Origin of the sequence: Synechococcus sp. H55.8, from assembly GCF_047462375.1 — a bacterium.
In the GTDB taxonomy this organism is placed as follows: domain Bacteria; phylum Cyanobacteriota; class Cyanobacteriia; order Thermostichales; family Thermostichaceae; genus Thermostichus.
Window position 1 is genome coordinate 1 of the sequence record NZ_JANSJC010000031.1, and the last position, 21,755, is coordinate 21,755.

Here is a 21,755-nt window from a genome sequence, read left to right on the forward strand (position 1 = left end):
AGGAATGCAAGACCCATTTGCGAGGGGGTCGGTCGAAGACGGCGAAAAAGGGCCTAGAAGAGGGGGGGCAAGAGGCCTGAAAGCCTTGTGGGGCAAGGCATCGAGCGGGTCAACGAAAGAATCGGCCTTTGCGGGATTTGGCGAGGCGCTCGCAGAGCTGCTGATACCGTTTTTGTGTGCTTTCGAGAACATCAAGTACTTAGGTAGGGGGAAAGTTGCCTGAGCTACACGATGACCGAGCCAGGGGGTGCAGTTAAAGGGGGTTCACCCCAGATTTCCACTTGATCGAGGGCGTGGCTGGTGAGGGGATAGAAGCGGACGCTGTCTTCGTTGGGCTTGATCCTTTTCCGGAGCCGTAGCTTGAGCTCCTCGAACTTGTCCTTGTTGAGGACGCACTCGAAGACACTGTACTGCACCCGCTTGCCGTAGCCTTCTAGCAAGTCGGCAATTTTCTTGCGGCGCTTGTCACAGGGGGTATCGTAGGTAACAACATAAAGAAACATCAGCGAATCCGGTAAGGCTGATACAAGTCTTGAGGATTATAGACGGACTGCTTAAACTTCTTAACCTGCTGTGTTAGCAAATCCCAGCGGGGCTGATCCCCAGCAGGAGTTGTAATGGATCCCTCCATTCTCTGGAGAAAAGCTTTGAGGTATTTCTTTCTGCCAGCATCGTTGAGAAAACAGCCCCCATCTCGATACTCGAAGTCTTCTTGGATATCCATAACACTGCTGTTGACAAGCCACAGTACCAGGGAGTCCACAATAGGCGCTCGGAACTCTTCCAGCAAATCGGAAACCAGAGCAGCGTGGCGTTCACTGCTGGCATGTAGGCAACCTTGATAGGGATCCAAATCTTGCAGCTCAATCAAGGTTAATAGGTGGTTCCAGAGCACCATATAGCCAAAGCTAAGCATGGCATTGACTGGATTGGTGGGTGGTTGTCGGGTGCGCTTGAGCAAAACAAATCCTTTTTGTTGCAAGCAATTGCCCAATTCTGGGAAATACAGGGCTGCGCCGATCCCTTCAATGCCGCGCAATTGATCTAGAGACTTAGCCTGCAGAACTTGCTCGGCCAGATGTTCCAGGCTGCGCAGGGTTAGATCCCCAGTTTCGCTGGGGCGCTGCCTAAGTTGCCGCATCAACAACACGCGGCCATTGAGGAGCTTAGCTCGCACTATCTGGGCTGCTGTTTGCAATCGCCATGCTTCAGGGAGTGCTTGTTGCCAATGGGCCAAGCGGCGGTAGCCCCTTTCAATGGGAATGAGGCGACCGTAGCAATAGCCGAGTCGGGAGAGGTAGGCAATGGGGATATTGCGCTTCAAGCACTCTCTTACAACATCGGTAGTCACCTGCGAGCGGCCGAAGATTAAAATTTGCTCTAGCAAGGGCAGAGGCACCTCCTGCAAGAGCAAATCGCCCAAATGAACCAGCACAAACTCTTGCCTGAGGCTTAGCCTGCACCCTTGCTGGGAAACATACAAGGTTCGCATTATCGATCATCTCGACGCAGACTCTCTGAGCCTCGCCTTGGCTCTATGGAAGTGCTGGTCTTGGATTGGCGCTCTTCTGGTAAAACATCTACATTAATTTCAGGACTTGACAAAAGATCCATGACTATCTCCGTTAAGCTTCCAGAAAAGAAGCTGGCAATTGTAACCAGAATAGTGTTGGTAATCACGGCTGCCAGACCTAAGGGAGCAATGAGCAAAATGGCCAGTGTAATCAGGCCATTGATTGTAGCTGTAACAAGGTTTCTGAGAACTTTGGCTTTGATCTTCTTTCTAGGCATGGTTTTCCCGAAAACTCTCCAAGATTTTTTCTATCTCAAGGGCCAGATTACTCCAAAGCCATCGGCACTTCCCTTGAGCTCGTCGAGATACATTTTCCTAGGATCCGCCGTTGCTCCAAAAACGGTAACCACTTGGTAATCACCCAAATCGGCAATCCAAACCGGAGAGGGTACCTGTACACCCCCACACAAGAATTTGTCGTACCGGCCTTCGCCCTGCCGGCCAAGACGATGCAAAGTTGCCAGGGCATAGGGTTTATTAAACTCTTCCTCGCCGCTGCAGACCACAATCTGGCAGTTGGCATCCACTGCTTGCGGCCATTTATCCCTGTCAACTTGGCCAACACTTCTTGGGCTATTGGGGTTAATAGCCTGCTTGGTTAGAGTCTTGAGAGCGGCAAAAAAGTTTTCCAGACGCTTTTGGAAAAGCTTCTGAAACTCAGCCACCGATTCCGGCAGCTCCCAAAAGGCATCCTCTGACCTGGGAATTAGGGTAGAGCCGCGCCACCAGGGAGCCCGCTCGCGGTTTTGGCGGGAGTAGCAGGGTCTTCTGGCCCCTTGGCCCACACCTCCCAGATGGAACATCATCCAGGTGAGGTTGGCAAAGAGCTTTTTCGCCGCCTCTTGATCTTCCTGCGAAGCATAATTTTGGCACTCGCCCGAAAGACTCAAGACGAGGATCCCTTCTTGTCGTCCGGCAGGTTTATTTCTTCCTTGCTGATTGGGCTCCGGCTGAGAGACTTTGCCATCTAGGAGATCTACATGGATCCAGCCGTGTTTTTGCTTAGGGGTGATGGCGCCAAAAAGTTGCCCTTCCCACTCCTGCACCTGATCGACCGGCAAAACTCCCAGGGCAAAGGTGCGGAACCAATAGCGCAGCATATTCTTAAAGGCCACGGGCCGCACTTCGGCGATGGATCGGTTGTCGTAGCGATTCTTGTCGGGTCTCCAGTTGACTACCTGGCGCCCGTGAATGAGTTGGCCTTCTAACTCAAAGGGCAGGCGCAAGAATTCTCCTTGGCTCTTGTCCGGCGATTTCCCTGAGGGGATTAGCCGACCGTAGCCGGTATTCACCTGGGATCCCACCCCTTGCTCCAAACCCCGGAGGAGCCATTGCTTAACTTGATCCAGCATCTCATCGGTGCAGCCGCTGCCTTTGCGTAGGCCAATCAAAAAAGTGGCTTGCTTGAGAGAGAAGAACAAGTTGGGGTTGGTCGAGTATTCAAGATTTTTTCCATTCCATTTCCAGACGTTATTAGCAATATCTACAGCCAGCCCCCCCGTTTTGGAGTTATCGGGATCCTCCCGCCTTCGGGGCCGAGTGGGTGCCGGATAGGCATCCAAAAAGACAACCTTGCCGGCGCTATCTTTTTCCTCAGCTTGTAGGTGGCCAAACCAAGGAGCTACAGCTTGGTCTGCTTGATCCCAAGATAGGTTGCGCTCCTGCATCAGCTCCCGAATGGCCTGGGAGCGGGCTACACCGCGCAGGGTGGAGCCAGGAATGTAAGGGATCCCTAAGTGATCGAAAGCGGGGAGCAACATGCTCTCTGGGCCCTTGGCCCCACCGACTCGAATTCGCCAGGGACAGGTAACCTGAAAGGTGTCGCTGGCAAGGCGTTGGGTGCGCTCGTTCAAAACTTTCAAGCGGGCTCCAAGGTTAATCGTTGTTTCCACTTGGTGCGCCAGCTCCGCTTTGGTGCCGTCTTTAAAAGCATCGAGCCGCGCTCGCATCCAACGCAGATATTCAATAAAACCGGCGGTGGGATCCGGCCTGGGCGTGGGATCCAAGGGGTGACCCAGCCAAGGCGAGGGCGGAGGATTGTTGCCCCCTCCACCGCGCGGCTGGTTTCCCCCTCCATTGCCTCCTCTAGGAGAATTGGGGCCTCGATTTTCCTGAGGCGGCCGGCGGCTGGGATCCCCTGGCCTGGGGGGACGAGCAAGCGGCTCAGGCGTGTTGCCAGGACGAGCAGGGCGATGACCGGTCATGGGATCTTCTCCAAAAGCGGGAAACAGGGTTAGGAATTGCCAAGGGTTTGGCGAAATTCACGCAACATGGTGCTGGTACCAATTTCTAGGGCGCGTCGAATGAGTTGAGGTACAAGATTGGGGATGTCGAAGTCTGGAAAAAGCCGGCTGCGGCTTGATTCTACGTAGTCTTCTCCCTGCAGGATAAAGATCCGCAAACTTCGCTCACCCAAGATCCAAACTTCCGGCACGCCGATGGCTCTATAGGCCTCAATAAAAGTTCGGGAAGTAACGTCGGACTCGATGGCCAGATCAGGTGGGGGCAACTGATCGACATCGATCCTGCCCTCGCAACCTCGCACCAACTCCAGGTGATTGACATAGAAGCAGGTGTCGGGCTCCACTCCAGCCCTGCCTGACTTTTTAAGGGTTGTTGAGCCAAAGTCTTCCCAATCCCTACCCTGAGAATCGAGAATGGCTGAGACAATATACCCGGCAATGCGATGAAGGCGCTCGTGTTTGGATAAGGGAGACATGATCTCAAAAGTGCCATCGTAGTAGGCAATGCGAGTGTGGCGATCTTCGCCCAGCTCCTCCAGAATGCTCTCGCAGTCTTGCCAGGTAAGAGAATGAATAACCACTCGGCTGCCTTCTTGCAGGGAAATCGCTTGCAGGGGGATCGCGACGCCCATTACTCCCCTCCTTTAATGTCGTGGTAGATGGCCATGGCCCAAAAGCCAAACTCCTGAGCCAAAGCCAGCCCTAACCCTGTTAAACCTAGATACTCTTCGACTCCCAGTCCCATAAGACGATCCAGACCATTGGAGTTAGCAATTCCCTTCTGACCAGAAATCTCTTCCAGGCAATTAAAGAACTCCTTGACCACTTGCTTTTTGCCGTCTTGGCCGAGGGCATCTTCTTCTGCCTTAAGGCGCAGCAGGCCCCAGGTGGAAAGGTAGGTGTAGAGTTCCACAGCCTGGTTTTTCTGCTCCTTAAGCTTTTCTTGGTCTCTGGTTTGAGCCCTTAACTGGCGAAGGGATTCGTAAACAGGCTTGGCCAACGTGCGGGGATCAAAAGTTTCCATAAAACCTCCTCAACTAGTTCCAAGACAACTCGACAAAGCCCCGACCTAGGCTCTCCTGACCGCCAATTTGCAGAAGCTGGTTATCCTGCAGAAGCTTCCGGAATTGCTCTACTGCTTTTTGGGAACTGCCATTGGCTTGGGCTGTTACCCCCCAGGTAAAGTACATCAAGCTATCGGGGGGAATGGCCTCTTCGTAGCGAAAGCCGCCTTCTACAACTTTGTGCTCGCTGAGCTTAACTTTTACCTGCCGCCACAGGCTCATTTGAATAAGGGTGGCACAGTGCTGATCCGGCAAGACGATGACGCGGGTGATGCTGGAAGACTTGACAAAGTCTTGCCAGTTGGCCCACTTTTTCAGGCCATTTTTCAGGATGGCATCCTTGAGGTAGAGGGGCCGGTTTGTCTCTAAGTTGGTGCTATAGGGATCCGGCACCTGCAACTGCTGGCCACTTAGCCGCAGCCAGCGCTTGAGCAAGAGGGGGCAGCTCATCCAGACTACGCCGTGGCTGAGGGAAGCCACCGGCACCCACAACAGGGATCCATCCCCAATCCAAATGGAGCCTTGGGTAAGCTGATCCCCCTCCCCAATTTCGTTGCCAAAGAGCTCAAACTTTAACTCTTTCTCAGCCATACTGGCCCGCAATTTGCCGCGGATGGTGCTGGAAGGAATGTAGGGCAAGTTGGTGTGGGCTTCGCGGGCAATGCCCAAGAGGTTGCCTTCTTGGGTGGTGCCGCCGGTGTGCAGGGGGGTTAACAGGGTGAGATAGACCAGGTGAAAAGTCATCGAAAAAACACTCCTTATCGACAAAGAACAGGGCTGCAAAAGCATCAGTTAACCCAAGGCAGCCAGAGCAACTCGCTGTAGCCCAACAGCCGCCAGCGGTGGAAGACGTTGAGCCGGCCATCTTCCAGCTCCGGCTCGTCCTGCCCAAGGGGAGCCGGCTGCTCCAGGTAGTAGACGCTGCCGGGCGGGGCGGCAAACACTTGCGGAGCCGGTAAGCTGGTCTTGCGCGGCTCTGTTAGGGAATCCACCTGCAGGCGGCCGCTGATGGGAACCGGCTTGCCGGTGGCCACGCTTACCAGAGGGCCGGTGAGGGAGTGGGCAGGGTGGGGGGTGGCCAAGCGCCATTCCCAGGGCCAGGCGCGGCAGAGGGAGCGCCCATCCACCTTCTTGATGAACACTCCAGGCGTAACCAGGTAGGCCAAGGCCCGCCGGGTTTGCCGGAAGGTCTCTTGGGAGAGCTCCTGCAGCGCTTGCCACTGCTTGCCCAGCTTTGGGCAAGGGCCCAGGAGAGCGCCGTGGCCTTCTCCCCCCAGCCGCACCACCTCTTCTTGCTCCAGGGGCAAGGGATCCCAGGTTTCGCGCTCGGGATCCCAGCACTCGATGGAGAAAGCCAGGCTCCAGCCGGGCTGCAGGCGGATGCAGGTTTCCACAAAGTAGCCATCGGCTTCTCGCACCTGACGTTTGCCTGCCTGCAGGGTGTTGTGGGGCCGCACCTCTGCCACCCAGGGGGGCGGAACGGCTTGAGCCAGATCCCAGCCCTTGCCCTGCAGCGCTTTTTGCACCGCCTGAAAGGGCAGGTAGCCGGCGGCCTTTTGCTTGGGGCTTGGCCGTTCCTCCTCCGGAGCTGCTGCTACCAAAGGGGCGGGCCGAGTGGGATCCCAACGGTAGCCGCTGTAGGAATGCTCCTCTTCCAGCCAGGGGATGGGCACCAGCGGGGATCCCTGGTCAAGGTGCAGGGGGCTGGGGAAGTAAAGCTGCTCATCCCAGCAGAGGAAGGGGCCGCGCAGGCGCAGGGTTGTCGGCTGGCCCAGGTGGGCCAGGATGGCTCCGGCCAGGGTGTGGCCGCTGGGCGGAAAGCCGCTGGTGGCCCAGGCCCGCTCCCCCGGCGCAAAGGGCCTGGCATCGCGAAACATCCACACATCCAAAGGCGATAGCGTGAACCAACTCATCGACCGTTCCTCCCCAATTTCACGGTGCGGTTGCGCAGCACAAAGGCCGCTAGCTTAAACCAGTTTTTGATGGCCAGATCCCAGGCTGCCGGCTGGGCGGGCAGGCTGTGCTGCCAAAAGTGCTGGATAAACTCGATTAGCTTGGCCTGGAAGCGATCCCTCTGCTCGCTTTCGCCGCCAAAGAGATCCCGGCGGCTACAGAACAAGCGGGCCCAATCGGGCACAGCTTCCACGCTGGGGGCGGGGTGCTGCTCCCAGAGCTGGGCAGCCTGCTCAAACAGCGAGCTTTGATCCTGCTGTTGGCCCAGCAACTTCCAGTCAAAATCCAGCAGGTCTTTCCACTTGTCGAAGGTGTCGAACTTGCTGGTGCCCACCAGTTGGTTGCCGTTGGCAAACAGTACCCGCACCTGGACGCTGTCCTTGGGGCTGCCATGGGCATAGGCCTGCCCTTTGGCGTCTTTTTCCGCCTCCCAGAGATTTTCCAGGGCAATGGCCAAGGGCACCGAGTGGTGGGCAATCACCACGCCAAAGCTAATGCTGGCCAGGGATCCCAGGGTAAAAAGAGGGCGGCGGCTGAGGCCAGGCGGCAACTGCGCCTTTTGCCACTGCCAGTAGTCCCCTTCGTTGGCGAACTCCCGCCAGTCGTCTTCGCCGCCGCGGAAACACTGGCGGATGTCCCAGAGCCAGCCATCCCACTCCCAGAGGTTGGTATAGGCCAAAACGTCGTCTCCCCCGGCGTAGATGAGCCTGCCGGCGTAGCGCTGCTCGGTGAGGTAGGGCACCAACTGGCCGGAAAAATCCAACAGGGCGCGGCTGAGGGCACTGTGGGTGGCCGGGCCCATGCGCTTGCGGCTGTTTTTGACAAATTCGCCGAAGGCGTCCTTGACCTGGTCGAGCTCCTCGGAGTTGATGACCTGGCCAATGGTGTCCTTCTGTTTATCGGCTAGGCGCTGCAGCGGCTGGGGCAGGTAGTCGTAGTAGGGTCGCATCTTCTCCCCCCTCAGCCACTGGCCCATGTCGTCGCCGTCGCCGGCGGCCAGCACGTACCAACTGGCGGGGTTGATGCTGGGGTAGTAGCGGCTGAGGGTGGCTTCTATCTCCTGGCGGCAGCGCTTCTGGGTTGCTGCGTCTGCTTCCAGGTCTTCCACCAGCCAGCCGGCGTTGAGCAGCCGCGGGTGGTAGCGTAGGTTCTGCTGGTCGGCCCACGGGATCCCCCACTTGCCGCGCATCTCCCGCACCACTTCCCGAATGCCGGGGTGGATGGCCTCAACGGCCCGGCAGGCTTGCTCCAAGTGCTCCTGCTCCCGTCGCCCGTGGGTTTTCAGGTAGCCGGCCACACCGGCGGTGAGATCGGGGTAGGAAGCGGCAATCTTGTCTTCATCGAGGTTGGGAAAGAGCTCCGGCAACACCTTGTCCAGGGCCCGCTTGACCGTTTCGGTGGCGTTGAGCTGCTCGCGGCCATCGAAAAGCCCCGCCTGCCGCTGCCAAAGCCGCCGGCTCTCCCCTTCGCCAATCCAGCGATCCCTGGGGGAAGGGTGAACCACCGGCCCCAGGCCGGAGACGGTGCTGCGCGGTCCAAAGGCCACCGGCAGTTGCCAATCGCGGGCCTGTTTGCAGGCAGCCTGCAGCCGGCGCGTCGCCTCCACCGCCGCTGCCCACCAGGAGCCGACGTTCAGCCCCGGCTTGTACTGGCGGCGCTGCTGCTTTTGGGGATCCCAGAAGCTGATCCGCAGGAACTTCAGCTCCGCGTCGGCAAAAAGCTGCCGCTCTCCTGTTAGGTGGTAGGTGCGGTTTTGGGCGCTGACCCAGGGATCCCGTTCGACCGGCTCCTGGGACTTGAGGATGGCGGTGTCTTTGAGCCTTTGCTGGGGGGATCCCAGGGGTGCTGCTGCCCAGTAGAGCTGCCACTGGTGCTCCAGCCATCCCTCCCAGGTGGGATCCTCCGGGCGCAACTGCACCAGCCAGCGGCGCTCCAGTTGCAGGTGCTCCAGCGCTCTTTCGGCCAGGTGGCGCCATTCTTCTTTGAGGGTCTGCTGGGCCAACTGCATGGCCGCCTGCACCCGCTCTTCCGGCAACAGCAAGAGGATCACGTTGGGGAAGCCGGCGGTGAGCAGGGCGTGGGCAGAAGGTTGAGGGATCCACTCGGCAAATTTGGGGTACTTCTCCAGCAGCCAGGCATCGATCAACGGCTGGCCGTAGAGACTGGGGTAGAGCAGGCAGTCGGGGCCGTATTTCTCCGCTAGGCGCCAGCAAAGCCGTGCCGAGAGGTAGTGCAACAGCCAGGATCCGGCCCAGAAATCCCGCATCTTGCGGCTGGCTTTGATCAGCTCCTGGATGGGGTTGAAGGTGAAGCTGGCCAAAAAGGGCCGCGTGAACTTGGGCTCGTCGTAGCCGGCCAAACAGCCCGCCAGGGCCGCCACGACACTGGTGTGGCTCCACAGGGATCCATCCGGCAGCCGCGTTTCCGCCGGCAAAAGCAGGAGGTTCTCATCGCCCAACTCCCGAACCAGCGCCTGGGGAAAACAGCGCCAGAACCACCAGAACACCTTCTGGATATCCTCCTCTTCTTGCCGGATCCAATCGGGAATCACCTTTTTCTCTAGCTGCATCAGGTGCTCGGCGCGGGAGCCGGCTTGCTGCAGGGCCCGGTGTTCCTCTTCGGGCAGTTGCCAAAAGCGCTTGCGCCCCGAAAGCAGATGGCTCATCTCTAGGCCCGGCCCCAGGCTGTGGCCGCGATCGGCTACCTGGTAGTCGATGGCAACCGGCAGGTGGCCAATGGCAGCCCGATCGCTGGCGGCGGCAACCAGATCCGCATCGCCAACGCTTGCTAGGAGGGATCCCTCTGCCTTGGGCGAGATCCACCCTTGCATCGCCGCTAAGTTTGGCCACAGCCCTTCCTTAGCGCGGCCAGAGGCGTCGTGGAGGGCCTTGAGGGCAGGGTCGTGCAGCAAACCCCAGAGCTTCGCTTGCCAGTAGTGATGAGACATGGTGTTTTCGCAGGAGAAATGGGAGAGTTAAGAACTGAACGCGCAAGAGACAAAAAAGTAAACAAAACCCCAGCAGCCACCCGATACCTGGCTGCAGAAGCTACAAAACAAAATCCACCGATCCCGACCAGCCCTCAGGTTTCTTTAGTATTTCTCCAGCTCAGTAGGACTTGTACAAGCTAAGCCCCTGCCAACTGTTTGACCGAGCTTGAAAACTCAGAACCTGAGGGTGGGCCGATGTCTGTAGCCTACTGAGAACTGGAAGGATCCCCTTCCAATTCCCCTTTTGTCCGGGTCAATTCGGGAAACAGCGCTTCCAGTTTGGGCAGCAGATCCTGCAAGACGAAGCTCTCCAGCTTTTCGCTGGATAGGGGTTGGCGATTCATCTGCACATGGGCCACGTCGTTGCGGTACGGGCTAAGGCGAGACCAAAGATCAGCAAGCTGCTGCACATCTGGGACATGGGCGGCAATGGGAGGAAGAGACTGAGGCTGCTCTTCTTGCTGGATAAGGGATCCAGTCGCAGGGGGATCTCCCAAGAGCTGCTCTTCCCGCGGGATGAGGGATCCCAACTGGTGTTCAATTCCCTGCCGCGCTTCTCGCCCGCGGTAGTCTTGGATCCCCTCACAGAGGCAAAGGGCAGAAACCACCCACTCCCGGGCCAAGAGAAGGGCTTGGGTGGTGAAGCGCTTTTCCACATACCAGCGCAGCAGTTGAAAGTGCTTTTGAACTTGAGCTCGGCGATCCTCCTTCTGGTCTGCCGGCAGCGCCAGTTGGCTGTAGCTGTCTTGAATGCTTTGCAGCAGCAGGCCAAAGGGCTTGGCAAATTGGCCCACCTCTTCGGCCAACTCCTGGGTAGAGTGTCTTTGTAACTTGCGCAAGTCCTCCTGCAGGCTGACCGGCCTCACCAGCTCCAGGCAACGGGAGATGTCGCGGATGGCTTGTCCAAAGCTCTGCAGCCGGGTGGGCCTGGGATCCCCTTTGCCGGGCTTTTGCTGCCGGTAAAAGTCCCGTTGAACCCTGTCCAAAAGCTGCCCCAGCTCCAGGGCTGAGCCGGTGCTGATGAACTTGTCGGTGGCCGTCAGCCAGTCCAAAAGCCGAAGGGCGGGGGTGAGATCGATAATGGGGGTTTCTGCCTGACCAGGGCGGTAGAGGCCGTAGTAGAGCCCCTGGATCTCGACATTTTTGGCCTTGCGCAAAAGGGCAGCTCCCAAGAGCACCAGCAGGGGGATGGAGCGAAAGGCGTGGGTGATATCGAAAAACAGCCGGGTGTTGGGCTCGATGCTATCAACCAGCACGTCGAAGATGGCCCAGGTCTCCGCCTCGGTTTTGCCTTCGGGAATGGCCTTGGCCACCTTCTCCACATGGGGCGGTAGATCTTCCTGCAGGCGGCTCCAGTGCTTGGCGCGGGCCTCTTCCGTCAGCAGGAGGATAATTCTGTCAATCTCAAAGAGCTGGCAGAGGGCTTTGGCAACGTAGCAGGTTTTCTCTGCCCGCCGCTCCCCAAAACAATACACCGTCTCGGTGTAATCGCCGGTGCCCAGGGTGGTCAAAAGGGTTTTAGCCATAGGGATCCTCGCGGTTGGGTCTGCAAAGCATCAAAGCACAACCGCCTGCAAGCTACCGCAACCTGGAAGCCCCCCCTTCACGAAAACAAGACGCCTTTTCCCAAGCAGTGAAGGTGGAAGGAGCCCGGAGTTAGCCTAGAAAGCAGTTGGCCTCTAGAACGATGAGGATCTGGGCATGCTCTCGACCGAACAGCTATCGATTTCTCATCAAAAACTCACTCCCGAACAGTTTCTTGCTTTGCCAGAGGAAGATATTACCTACGAGCTGGTCGATGGACAAGCTGTTCCCAAAGATGCGCCGATGTCCCCTCAGAGATTTCATGCCTCTCTGCAGAAGCGATTGCTTTTCATTCTGGATGCGTGGTGTCAGGGCAAGGGAGATGTATATACAGAGCTGGCAATTGTTTTGCAAAGGCAGGGTCAGAAGTGGCTTCCCGTTCCTGATTTGCTCTATGTTTCGTTTGAACGCTGGCCAGAGCAGCAGGTGGAAGACGGCCCTTGTCCAACAGCTCCCGAACTGGTGGTTGAGATTCTTTCACCGGGTCAGAGTTTTGGGGCTGTGGTTCAAAAAGCAGCAGATTACCTGCAGGCCGGGATCCTGCGCGTTTGGATTGTGGATCCGCAGGCCAAGAGCATCACCGTCTTCTACCCCGATGCCCCGCCGCAGACATTTGCAGGATCCCAGGCCATCCAAGACGATTGCTTGCCGGGCTTGAAGGTTGTTCCCCAGGATGTGTTTGCCCAAGCGCGGATCCCTTAGTGGGTTTAGTGCAAATAGCGTGAAACAGCCTGCTAGTTTATCTCCAGGCCATTGACAAATGCTGAAGGGATCCCAAAACAAGATTTCCTGCTAAGGGCTAATCGTGAAGCGGAAGAGCTTCTCATCGGCCAGTTGGAGAACTTCCTGGCCTGCAGCCGCCAGTTGTTCCGGGGGCAAATTCCGGTATTTGGCGATAAACTCAGGCAAAACTTGAAACTCCACCCGCTTGCCGGTCTCTCGGTGGATCACCACACTGCGCATCTTGTCGAGGGAGCCAACTTCCACCAGCTTCAAGTTCAGTTTGCCCAAACTGGCTCCTGTTGCAGCGTGCAAGCCATCCACAATACACACAAACGGGATCTCCAGCGGCGACTCGTGAATAACCTCCACCAAAAAACGGTTCCTAGAAGTGTGGGGAGTTGGATCCATTAAGCCTAGCTCCGCAAGGGCGCGCGTCCCCATGCGATAGCCGATCACTGCCCAAGGGCCGGCTCCGCCATGGATTTCTGTTACTCTCTGAACTGCTATCGCCGTCGAGTCACTTCCAGAAAAAGAACTCGGATGAGCTGGTGCTGGTGCTCCCAAAGCTAGCTGAAGCGCGATCAGTAGAAGAGAAAACGGCTGCGGCTTGGCAACGAAGAACAAGTTCATAGGCAGTGCAGTGGGGAGACATGAAAAGCAGAAAGATGCTAAGCCATCCTAAGCCCTGCCCCTTGAGCCTGCCTATGCAGGGGCGGGGGATCCAACAGCCTTCTGAGAACTATTCCCAGAACTGACTCACAAGTGCAGTGAGCCGAGAACGATGATATTGTCGAAGGTAAGCCTCCGGGCGTTGAGCACCCTTAAATGGCCGTTGTGGTCAGAAGTGCTTTGCTGGTGGCAGCAGGCTCTAACACCCCTGACTGCCCTATCCACTGATCGCCTTAGGGCGCTGTCTATCACTTGACAAGGGATAAGAGCCCCCAGTAACCTCCTTTCTGGGATGTCTTAAATTGCAGTTGTACGCGGAGCCAGACCAATGACTGCTGAGGCTTCACCACCTGACTCAACAGACTTCCTTACCCTCGTAGTAGACTTGTGCCTGCCTATACGAGGAGCCACGCTCCCTGCAGATCATGGATACGGCTTATTGGCGGCACTGTGTCACCGAGTGCCGATGTTGCATCGGAATCCCTGCGTCGGTATTTTGACAACAGCAGGGATCAGAGATAGACAAGGCAAAATCCTACTAACTCCACACTCCCACATTAGGATTCGACTACCTATCGAGGCAGTGGCGGAGGTGTACAAGCTAGCCGGTAAACAATTGAAGATTGGATCTCATGAGGTACAGCTAGGGATCCCTAAGATTTTTACTCTCAAACCAAGTACTTCCCTGAAAGCTCGAATCGTTACGATCAAGGGCTACACTGAGCCGGATACATTTGCCCAAGCTGCTCAGGCTCAGCTAGAGAAGCTAAAGATTTCAGGCCAGGTAACAGTACTGCAAGATAAAACCGGAAAGCCTCTGCGTAAAACCTTAAGAATCAAGGGGCATACAATCATAGGTTTCTCAACATTGGTAGAGAACTTACAAGAGGAAGATTCAATTCGTCTGCAGCAAGTAGGCCTAGGTGGCCGACGGCGCATGGGCTGCGGATTCTTTTTACCTTACAAGTAAGAAGAGATCTACAATGTTTAAGTTTTTACTGGCAAAATCTCTGGAGAAGCGGGATCCCAGCCGCCAATCCGAAGAAGAGTACGCTCAAGCAAAAGGCGCTGCTAAGCTTACAGGTCATGTTACGGCTGTATTATCAGCGGCTGAAGTTCTTTCAGAGCATCTAGGAGAGACTATTCAGCAGCAGTTGAGGTTGAAGGACGCAAGTCGTCTGAAATCTATTGTTAAGCTGGGATCTTATTTACATGATTGGGGCAAGGCAAACCAACATTTCCAAGAGATGATTTATCTCAAGTCATCAATTCTAGATGCCGAATCAAAAGCAAGACTTGAGAAGGCTTGGAGGGCTCACAATAAGCAACAACTTATTCGACATGAATTTTTAAGCGGCATACTCGCCTTGCAGGTTAGCCCATTTCGGGAGTGGCTACGGAAAGCATTTACCGAAGAGGAGCTGCTCTTGGCTACTTGGGCAGCAATCGGACATCATCTCAAGGCAGGAGTGGATTTACAGGGCAAGGAATCACACAAAATTACAGAGTTGCCGGATGGCACAGGAACTGAGGTTCGTATTTACACTGACCATCGGGATTTTCAATCCATATTGAGACTGGGATCCCAGAAACTTGGACTGCCAGAAGAGATTCCAGATGTACCTTCGGCAAATTGGAAAAAAGAACAGCTAGAAGAGCATTTACATACCTTGGCAAACCAGTTCCGAGACTTTGCCAAAAGTCTAAGCTCAGATCAGCGGGCATTGGTGGCGGCGGCTAAAGCCACGGTCATCGCCGCAGATCTGGCAGGATCGATCTTGCCATCAGAGGGAGAAAACCTACAGGATTGGATCTCTAATACCCTGAGTTTGGTTCTTCAGGAAAGCGAACTAGAGCAACTGGTTACCCAGAAACTAGGGGGAAATTCTCTACGACCCTTCCAAGAGCAAATTGCTAATACCCGCTGTCGGGTAACACTGGTAAAAGCAGGCTGTGGTACGGGGAAAACCTTAGGAGCCTATGCTTGGGCAAAAAAGTGGGCAGTGGGAAAGCGGCTGTTTTTTGGCTACCCTACCACTGGAACAGCTACTCAGGGCTACCTAGACTATGCCGAGGGATCCCCAATAGAAAAAATGCTGATGCACTCGCGGGCAGACTTAGATCGAGAACTGCTGCTAACCGGAGAGGGCGAAAAAGATGAGGCAACTTCATCTCGTCTGGCTGCGCTGCAAGCATGGCGAAAGAAATTAATTATCTGCACTGTGGATTCCATTTTAGGTTTAATGCAAAACAATAGAAGGTCACTGTTTTCATGGCCAGTTCTAGCTCAATCTGCCTTTGTTTTTGATGAAGTGCATGCCTATGACAATCAATTGTTCGGCGCTTTACTGAGATTCTTACGGACTTTTCGAGGTGCACCTGTCCTCTTGATGAGCGCTAGCTTTACCCCAGGACAGCTCCAGGCAATTAAGCGAGTGATGGATGAGTTGAGTGAACCTATAGAGGATCCCGTTGAAGGACCGCGAGAGCTAGAAGAACTGAAGCGCTATCAAATACAAGTAGAAGGTGATCCCACCCACTCTGAGCTCATTTGGTCGAAAGTCATCAAGGCAGTTCAGGAGAGGCAAAAGGTTCTATGGGTAACTAATTCAGTGTCCAGTTGTATTGATATTTATCAAGTTGCCAAGGAAAAACTAGAAAATATAAAAGCCAAAGTTTTAATTTACCACAGTCGTTTTCGCTACAAAGATAGACTCACCAAGCATGAGCAGGTTATCAATGCTTTTAGTCGGCCAGAACCTGTTCTTGCTGTCACTACGCAAGTCTGTGAAATGTCCTTAGATTTAAGTGCAGATTTGCTTGTCTCTGCCATGGCTCCAGCAACGGCTTTGGTTCAGCGATTGGGTCGGCTAAATCGAAGAATGAAAAGCGAAAAAGAAGAACCTTGTACAGCTCTCCTCTACAGATGGGATAAAAGCTCTCCCTATACTGCAGAAGAACTAGAAAGCGGGCAAAAACTAGTTAATGAGGTTAAAGACAGAGGACTAGAGCGCGTTTCACAGCGGGATTTAGCTAGCATTCTTTCTCAGCTCAGCCAAAAAGAGCCTGTTGAAGTAAAATCGGCCTGGCTTGATCAAGATTGGTGCACTTACCCAAGCTTCCTACGCGAAAGTGGACACACAATAACGGTGCTTCTAGCAGAGGATCAGGAGTCTATTTGGGAAGCTGCTAAAGGTCGGCAGGAAAAAGCTTTGGCCAAGGGGCAAAAGCTATCGAAGATGCAAGCTTTTCTGCAAGAGGCTCAAGCCTGGGCAATTCCGATTCGGATTCCAGATCAAGAGATAGAGTGGTGGAATTGGCAGCGACGCGGATTTTATTTCGTCACAGAGCCTGGATACATCAGCTATAGTGAGGAATTTGGCACGCCATGACTGAGCTAAAGCTACACATAGGACATCCTGGGTTGACACTGCTGCATCGAGCAGGGCTGGCTGGGCTGTGGATGACTCTTAAGCAGATAGAACAAGAGATTCCACCAGAGAAGCGGCCAGGGTCCCTAACTTGGGAACTGACACCTCGACAAGTCCAACTGTTCTGGCAGGGAAATGACTTTGAGGTCATTGACTGGCTGCTTAAAGAGTCTTTTCAGCTTAACAATGGACTTATCGCACTGCGAGGAATTGATAGTAAGTCAATGCGGAAAGACTCACAGGTAATCATTCACCAGGGGATCTTGGGAACATTTTTACAACATAACAAAACTCGCAAAATTCTTGGTGAGCAAACTGAATCTCTAGAGATCGATGAGAACTACCCACCCATCATTATCAAGTACAAAGCTTTAGAAAGCTATGTCCATCAGGAATTTGCCAAAAATCTATGCGATAAAGACGGTAATTGGCTTAGGCAGCCAATTAGCATTGCTGGCTGGCTTAATCCAGGTGCCGTTGTGCGACATAATGCGTTTCCCTCAGATACAAGCTTTGAAGAGTCTCCAGAGATGGCCTTTATACTCCTCTACGCTCCTGTTTCTTCCTTCTACTACATTCTTCGGTCACGGCTGAAGGATCAAAAAGCTCAATATGCTCTGGTGGTTCCTGAGATCACCGATATGGAGGTCTATGCAGGCTATCGGCAAGATCCTCGGCTCCGTTATGCAAGTTATCGAGATTTACATGCTGCCGGTTTGGGAGATGCTGGGCTTAAGTTTCTGACATATCAAGAGGTTGCAGAATCTTCTCGAGGATTTAAGGTAACTCGATGTCAGGTTCTCACTCTAGGTTCTGTCCCCTGGTCGAAACAACAAAAGTCTCGCACAGATCTATTTACTGTAGAAGCAAAGTATCATGCCTGCAAAAACTACCAGATCTGCAAAGCGGTACTACCAGATCGAGTTATCCTTAAGACAAAAGCGGAGGAAGGAAGCTTTATCGCAACAAGCTTTGCTCGTGAGATGATTGCTGAAAATCTGGCAAGAGATCATCCTTGGTATGCCGGGTTTTCAGATTGGGTTAACAGTAACGAGCGATTCAAACAACTGTGCTACGAACGCAGAGGTTTAAGTGAGATGGTCATGAGAGCAGACATGGATGATAGAGAGCGCTGGTTTGTCCAGACCTGCCATGAGGCTATTCGCTTTACCTATGGTCGTTTATATCAGAAGGCTCAAGATCGAGGAGAGCAGACTAACTTTGATAGGGAAAACGTACGTATTCGTACTGGATTAGCTCGATGTAAAAATGCAGAAAGCTTCCGTGAGTTTATTACTAACTTTTGGGCAAAAGCTGGGATAATACCAACGCTTCAAGAGCACTGGGATGATTTGATGGACTTGGTTATGGATCCCAAAGAGTGGAGAAAAGCACGGGATCTAGCTCTTCTGGCGTTAGCAAGCTACAAAGGTAAGGAGCGTCAGGAAGAAACTCAAGATGAGCCCGATGAGAACGGTACTGACTTGATTGCTCCTGCCGAATTAGAAGAGGACTAAGACTATAATCTTCAAAGTAGAAGCTTGTGAGCCAGACAAAAAATCAACGTAGCAGTAACTTAGCAACTTAGTTTGGAGGAAAACCATGACTTTTCACCTGTTCGGCAACATTTTGACCAACTATGGTACTGCTGCAAACAATCGCGGCGAGAGTGAGGGCAATATTACTACCCTGCAAAAGATTCTCTGGAAAAATGAAGTGCATACTACTGTTTCTGCTGAAGCAATTCGCTGGGCATTGCGTTACTACTGGCAAACATCAGGAAGCGGTTGCAAGGTCAACCGACGCTGGAATGACGAAACTAACGACAACGAGTGGGAAGAGCCTAACTTTGACCCTGATCTGTACATTGATGATGATGTTTTAGGCTTTATGCGCGCGGAGGGAGCTAAAGTAGATGCCTCAGACGAAAGCTCATCTAAAGGAAAGGGGAAAAAGCCGGCCAAAGGCACTACCACTGCTAGGCGCGGTGTTTTAGAGGTAACTCGGGCAATCTCCACCCGACCGTACAGTGGAGATATAACCTTCAATGCAAGAAGCGGTCAGAAGGGATCCACTTCTCTCTACGGAACAGAAGTGCATGCCACTCGCTATCAATACGGTTTTGCAATGACCCCTGCTCGACTTCAGCGGCAAGAGCGAGTCATTGAAGTAGTGAGGGGACTGGTTTCTTTAGGGGAGGTAGCCGGCAATCACTCCCGCTTTCTCTACGATTTTTCACCAGATAGCATAGTCTTGCGCTGGACGCACGACTTTTCGCCCCGCCTGCTCTACTGTTTTGAAGAAAACTCTGAGGGAGAAATAAGCATGCCAGACTTGGTGCGTCGAGTACAAGTAGGAGATATAGATCCTCAAGAGCTATGGCTAGCAGGAGCTGCTGCCGAAACCGAGGACGGGGAGAAGCTAGCTGAATTAGGTGCTCATGTAAGTCCGGGCATTAAGTCAACGGTTGACGACCTAATTGCCATAATTCAAAGTCAAATTTCTTCTAGGGAGGCAGCATGATTCAGCTTCAGGTTGAGGTACCTATTGCTTGCTTTCGTCAATCTTGGGCCAGGGAGTTTGCCGAAACCTATCCGGTGCCGCCACCTGCTACTGTTTATGGAATGTTGCTTTCCTTGCTGGGAGAGTGGGATCGGCATCGCTATTGTGGTGCTCAACTGGCAATTGCCCTACTGAGCCAACCTCAACTTTCTACGGTAATCCGCACCTTTCGTCGCTTTAAAAGCAAAGACATTCGGGATCCGGCCAACGCCCGTCCCGACTATCAGCAATTACTCACTGACGTGCAGATTGCAGTGCTGGTTAAAGGATCCCTTGCTCATGATTTGGAAAGAGCCTTTGAGAATCCCGAATCGATTAACCGATCCGGAGGACTGAGCTTGGGGGAGAGCCGTGACCTTGTTAACTCGATAACGCCAATTCCAGTAGTTCCCAAGCAGAGTCGATGGCTAATTCGAGATGAGGACGGGATCCTCACTTTGCCGTATTGGGTCGATCACGTAGGAGCCCGTGGCACCCGCTGGCAAAGGTACTTGCTCCAAACTCTTGAGAGTGAGGAGATACCTGAATTGGCCTGGACAGAAATTCGGCCAGATTAGCTGCTGTCTGCTGTCATCCTTGCACATGTATGCGAGAACGGGCAGTGCTTTGAGGCTAGATTTTGCCTCTATCTGAGGAGAAGGTTTTTTCAGTATTGTTGAGGTTTTCTCATATTCTTCATGTTGTTTATGTTTTGGAGCTTTGGATTATGCCGCTATCGTTGGCTGATTTCTCTGTACAGATAGATTCAGATTTGATTCGTGTTTCAGCGTTGCATGCATTGGCCTACTGCCCACGATTATTTTACCTAGAAGAAGTTGAGGAGCTCTACAGTGAAAACGCAGCTATTTTTGCTGGTCGGCGGCTACATACAGAGCTAGAAAAGCAAGAGGGGGAAGATTGGGAGGATCTATTTCTAGAAAGCGAGGATCTGGGTTTGCGGGGACGGGTAGATGCCCTGCGTACTCGCGACGGTCAGATTATTCCTTATGAGCATAAAAGGGGTCGGGCAGCCCGGGATCCGGACAACCAGCCCCAAGCCTGGGAAAGCGACCGGCTGCAGATCTTGGCCTATGCCTATCTGATGGAAACTGTCCTGGGGATCCCAATCCCTGAAGGACGAATTCGATACCACGGCGACAATGTGCTAGTGCGCGTTCCCCTCGATGATGCCGGGCGCCAAGCTGTGCGTCAGGCAATCGAGCAAGCAAGGTTGCTGCGCCAATCCCATCTCCGTCCCCCAATTACTGACAACGAGCGACTCTGCGCAGGCTGCTCTCTGGCCCCTGTGTGCTTACCTGAAGAAGCGCGGCTAGCTCATGATAGAGAATGGCAGCCTATTCGCCTCTTCCCGGAAGACGATGAACGGCAGTGTGTCCACATTCTAGAGCCGGGGGCGCGGGTAGGGCGCAGCGGATTCCGTCTTAAAGTAAGCTACCGAAACCAAAACGAAGAGTTTATCTCTGCTCAGCAAACCGGGCAAATTGTGCTGCACGGTTTTTCTCAAATCTCAACTCAGGCCATTTATTTCTGTGCTGAGCAAGGCATTGGGATTCACCTAATCTCTGGGGGTGGACGCTACGTTGGTAGCCTAGATCCCCGGCACGGAAGCATCCAACGCCGGATCCGACAGTACCAGGCCCTGAGCGATCCTCAAATGTGCTTGAAGTTAGCTCGGAAGCTGGTTGCGTGTCGAGGTCAAAGTCAGCGTAAGTTCTTGATGCGGCTGGGATCTGCTCGTCCACCAGAGGTAGAGCAAGCCATTGACCAAATGAGGCGAGTACTCAAGCAAGTCGATCGAGCAGAGTCATTATCAAGCTTGCTGGGTTTGGAAGGAAATCTATCGGCACTTTACTTTGCCGCTTTGCCCTATGTGCTATCAGATAAGGTGCCAGAGGAGATGCGATTTTCAGGCCGAAACCGAAGGCCCCCTAAGGATCGCTTTAATGCTCTACTGGGATTTGGATATGCCCTTTTGCTTAAAGACGTCATGAACGCTATTTTGACGGTAGGCCTAGAGCCTGCTCTCGGTTTCTATCACCAGCCTCGCTCTCAAGCACCCCCTCTAGCTCTCGACTTGATGGAAATCTTTCGCGTGCCTCTTGTGGATATGCCAATCGTAGCTTCAGTGAATCGTAAACAATGGGATCCGGAAGCAGACTTCATCATACGAGGACAACAAGTTTGGCTTAGCGAAGAAGGGCGGAAAAAGATGATTCAAATTTACGAAGATCGCAAGCAGGAAAAGTGGAAGCATCCAGTCACTAACTATTCCTTAACCTATCGTCGTTTGTTAGAGCTAGAGGTTCGCCTTTTAGAAAAAGAATGGAATGGAGAGGGTGACTTATTTGGAAACTTGGTTGTGAGGTAAACCATGGCTGAATATAAAGTTTGCTACTTAGTATGCTATGACATACGTTGCCAAAAGCGATGGCGAAAAGCGTCGAAGTTGTTAGAGGGATATGGAGAGCGAATTCAGTACTCAATCTTCCGCACTTGGCTAACATTACGAGAACGAGAAAAACTGCGCTGGGAACTAGAGAAGATCCTCAAGCCGGAAGATGGCCTTCTCATCGTGGGGATCTGCAACCGTTGTTTGGAGCGGGTGCTCACCTCGAACCGACCAGGAAGTTGGCCACAGCAGCAGAGCAGCTACAGGATCTATTGAAGAAACAAGGATCCACCGTTGTGAGAGGTATCTCAGCTTCTAACAAACCTCAAAGCCTTGCTGTAAGCGGATCCCAGCCGTTTCCACTTGCTTGGAGATGCTTGCAAAACCTCAGAACCCTCATGGGAAGCCTGTTCGCTAGGCTTTGACTGCCAGTTAGGGTACAATGGAAGCGCATGGTTTTCCTCTGATTGCCGTAAGGCGCTGAGCACCTTGCCAAGTGGCTATCGGAGCCTTGCAAAGCAAGGATTCTGAGGTGCGGCATGATTTTCCTTTGATTGCCGTAAGGCGTTGAGCAC

General features: G+C 53.7%; 20 protein-coding genes. 9 read left to right on the forward strand and 11 right to left on the reverse strand.

Annotated features, from left to right (window positions below; translation table 11 throughout):
* The coding region (locus tag NW862_RS11400) for a hypothetical protein (protein ID WP_414427188.1) at positions 1-223 on the forward strand (223 nt) is incomplete at its 5' end.
* Position 224: 1 nt separating this feature from the next.
* Here the strand turns inward: NW862_RS11400 and cas2 (NW862_RS11405) are convergent.
* From cas2 (NW862_RS11405) to csx2, 10 genes are all read right to left on the reverse strand, one after another.
* A complete protein-coding gene (cas2, locus tag NW862_RS11405) occupies positions 225-503 on the reverse strand; it encodes a CRISPR-associated endonuclease Cas2 (protein WP_414335550.1) in 279 nt (92 codons plus the stop codon).
* Entirely contained in the window at positions 503-1,492 is a 990-nt protein-coding gene (gene cas1, locus NW862_RS11410; RefSeq protein ID WP_414335548.1) for a CRISPR-associated endonuclease Cas1, read from the reverse strand. The genes cas2 (NW862_RS11405) and cas1 (NW862_RS11410) overlap by 1 nt, the downstream gene beginning before the upstream one ends.
* A complete protein-coding gene (gene csx18 / locus NW862_RS11415) occupies positions 1,492-1,791 on the reverse strand; it encodes a CRISPR-associated protein Csx18 (RefSeq protein WP_414335546.1) in 300 nt (99 codons plus the stop codon). The genes cas1 (NW862_RS11410) and csx18 overlap by 1 nt, the downstream gene beginning before the upstream one ends.
* Positions 1,792-1,821: 30 nt before the next feature.
* Positions 1,822-3,777 carry an RAMP superfamily CRISPR-associated protein gene (locus tag NW862_RS11420; protein ID WP_414427189.1) on the reverse strand — a complete coding sequence of 652 codons (1,956 nt, stop codon included), beginning with the start codon at positions 3,775-3,777 and terminating at the stop codon, positions 1,822-1,824.
* Between the two features lie 29 nt (positions 3,778-3,806).
* Complete coding sequence (locus tag NW862_RS11425) at positions 3,807-4,448, reverse strand: Uma2 family endonuclease (protein ID WP_414335542.1); 642 nt, start codon at positions 4,446-4,448, stop codon at positions 3,807-3,809.
* Positions 4,448-4,840, reverse strand: coding sequence for a hypothetical protein (locus tag NW862_RS11430; RefSeq protein ID WP_414335540.1), 393 nt, complete (start codon positions 4,838-4,840; stop codon positions 4,448-4,450). The genes NW862_RS11425 and NW862_RS11430 overlap by 1 nt, the downstream gene beginning before the upstream one ends.
* 13 nt (positions 4,841-4,853) lie before the next feature.
* Complete coding sequence (gene cmr4, locus NW862_RS11435) at positions 4,854-5,624, reverse strand: type III-B CRISPR module RAMP protein Cmr4 (protein WP_414335538.1); 771 nt, start codon at positions 5,622-5,624, stop codon at positions 4,854-4,856.
* Positions 5,625-5,668: 44 nt separating this feature from the next.
* Entirely contained in the window at positions 5,669-6,793 is a 1,125-nt protein-coding gene (locus tag NW862_RS11440; RefSeq protein ID WP_414335536.1) for a type III-B CRISPR module-associated protein Cmr3, read from the reverse strand.
* On the reverse strand, positions 6,790-9,780 hold the full coding sequence (gene cas10, locus NW862_RS11445; RefSeq protein ID WP_414427190.1) for a type III-B CRISPR-associated protein Cas10/Cmr2: 2,991 nt from the start codon (positions 9,778-9,780) through the stop codon (positions 6,790-6,792). The genes NW862_RS11440 and cas10 overlap by 4 nt, the downstream gene beginning before the upstream one ends.
* A gap of 248 nt (positions 9,781-10,028) precedes the next feature.
* A complete protein-coding gene (gene csx2, locus NW862_RS11450; protein ID WP_414427191.1) occupies positions 10,029-11,348 on the reverse strand; it encodes a TIGR02221 family CRISPR-associated protein in 1,320 nt (439 codons plus the stop codon).
* A gap of 175 nt (positions 11,349-11,523) precedes the next feature.
* Between csx2 and NW862_RS11455 the strand changes: the two genes are divergently transcribed.
* Positions 11,524-12,108, forward strand: a complete 585-nt coding sequence (locus NW862_RS11455) for a Uma2 family endonuclease (RefSeq protein WP_414427192.1) — start codon at positions 11,524-11,526, stop codon at positions 12,106-12,108.
* Positions 12,109-12,198: 90 nt separating this feature from the next.
* Here NW862_RS11455 and NW862_RS11460 read toward each other — a convergent pair whose 3' ends face one another.
* Positions 12,199-12,759, reverse strand: a complete 561-nt coding sequence (locus NW862_RS11460; RefSeq protein ID WP_414427193.1) for a formylmethanofuran dehydrogenase subunit E family protein — start codon at positions 12,757-12,759, stop codon at positions 12,199-12,201.
* A gap of 367 nt (positions 12,760-13,126) precedes the next feature.
* On the opposite strand from NW862_RS11460, the gene cas6 reads away from it, so the two are divergent.
* The 7 genes from cas6 to cas2 (NW862_RS11495) all read left to right on the forward strand — a co-directional run bounded on the left by cas6 (position 13,127) and on the right by cas2 (NW862_RS11495) (position 21,456).
* Positions 13,127-13,768: a type I-MYXAN CRISPR-associated protein Cas6/Cmx6 gene (gene cas6 / locus NW862_RS11465; RefSeq protein WP_414427194.1), complete on the forward strand. Its 642-nt coding sequence runs from the start codon at positions 13,127-13,129 to the stop codon at positions 13,766-13,768.
* Positions 13,769-13,781: 13 nt separating this feature from the next.
* On the forward strand, positions 13,782-16,190 hold the full coding sequence (cas3, locus tag NW862_RS11470) for a CRISPR-associated helicase Cas3' (RefSeq protein WP_414427195.1): 2,409 nt from the start codon (positions 13,782-13,784) through the stop codon (positions 16,188-16,190).
* On the forward strand, positions 16,187-17,746 hold the full coding sequence (cas8a1, locus tag NW862_RS11475; RefSeq protein ID WP_414427196.1) for a type I-MYXAN CRISPR-associated Cas8a1/Cmx1: 1,560 nt from the start codon (positions 16,187-16,189) through the stop codon (positions 17,744-17,746). The genes cas3 and cas8a1 overlap by 4 nt, the downstream gene beginning before the upstream one ends.
* A gap of 85 nt (positions 17,747-17,831) precedes the next feature.
* The gene (locus NW862_RS11480; protein ID WP_414366359.1) at positions 17,832-18,752 is read left to right on the forward strand and encodes a DevR family CRISPR-associated autoregulator; all 921 of its coding nucleotides are present in this window, start codon (positions 17,832-17,834) and stop codon (positions 18,750-18,752) included.
* The gene (cas5, locus tag NW862_RS11485; RefSeq protein WP_414335569.1) at positions 18,749-19,348 is read left to right on the forward strand and encodes a type I-MYXAN CRISPR-associated protein Cas5/Cmx5/DevS; all 600 of its coding nucleotides are present in this window, start codon (positions 18,749-18,751) and stop codon (positions 19,346-19,348) included. The genes NW862_RS11480 and cas5 overlap by 4 nt, the downstream gene beginning before the upstream one ends.
* A gap of 62 nt (positions 19,349-19,410) precedes the next feature.
* Complete coding sequence (cas1, locus tag NW862_RS11490; RefSeq protein WP_414335567.1) at positions 19,411-21,159, forward strand: type I-MYXAN CRISPR-associated endonuclease Cas1; 1,749 nt, start codon at positions 19,411-19,413, stop codon at positions 21,157-21,159.
* Positions 21,160-21,162: 3 nt separating this feature from the next.
* A complete protein-coding gene (gene cas2 / locus NW862_RS11495) occupies positions 21,163-21,456 on the forward strand; it encodes a CRISPR-associated endonuclease Cas2 (RefSeq protein WP_414335565.1) in 294 nt (97 codons plus the stop codon).
* The last annotated feature ends 299 nt before the right edge of the window (positions 21,457-21,755 follow it).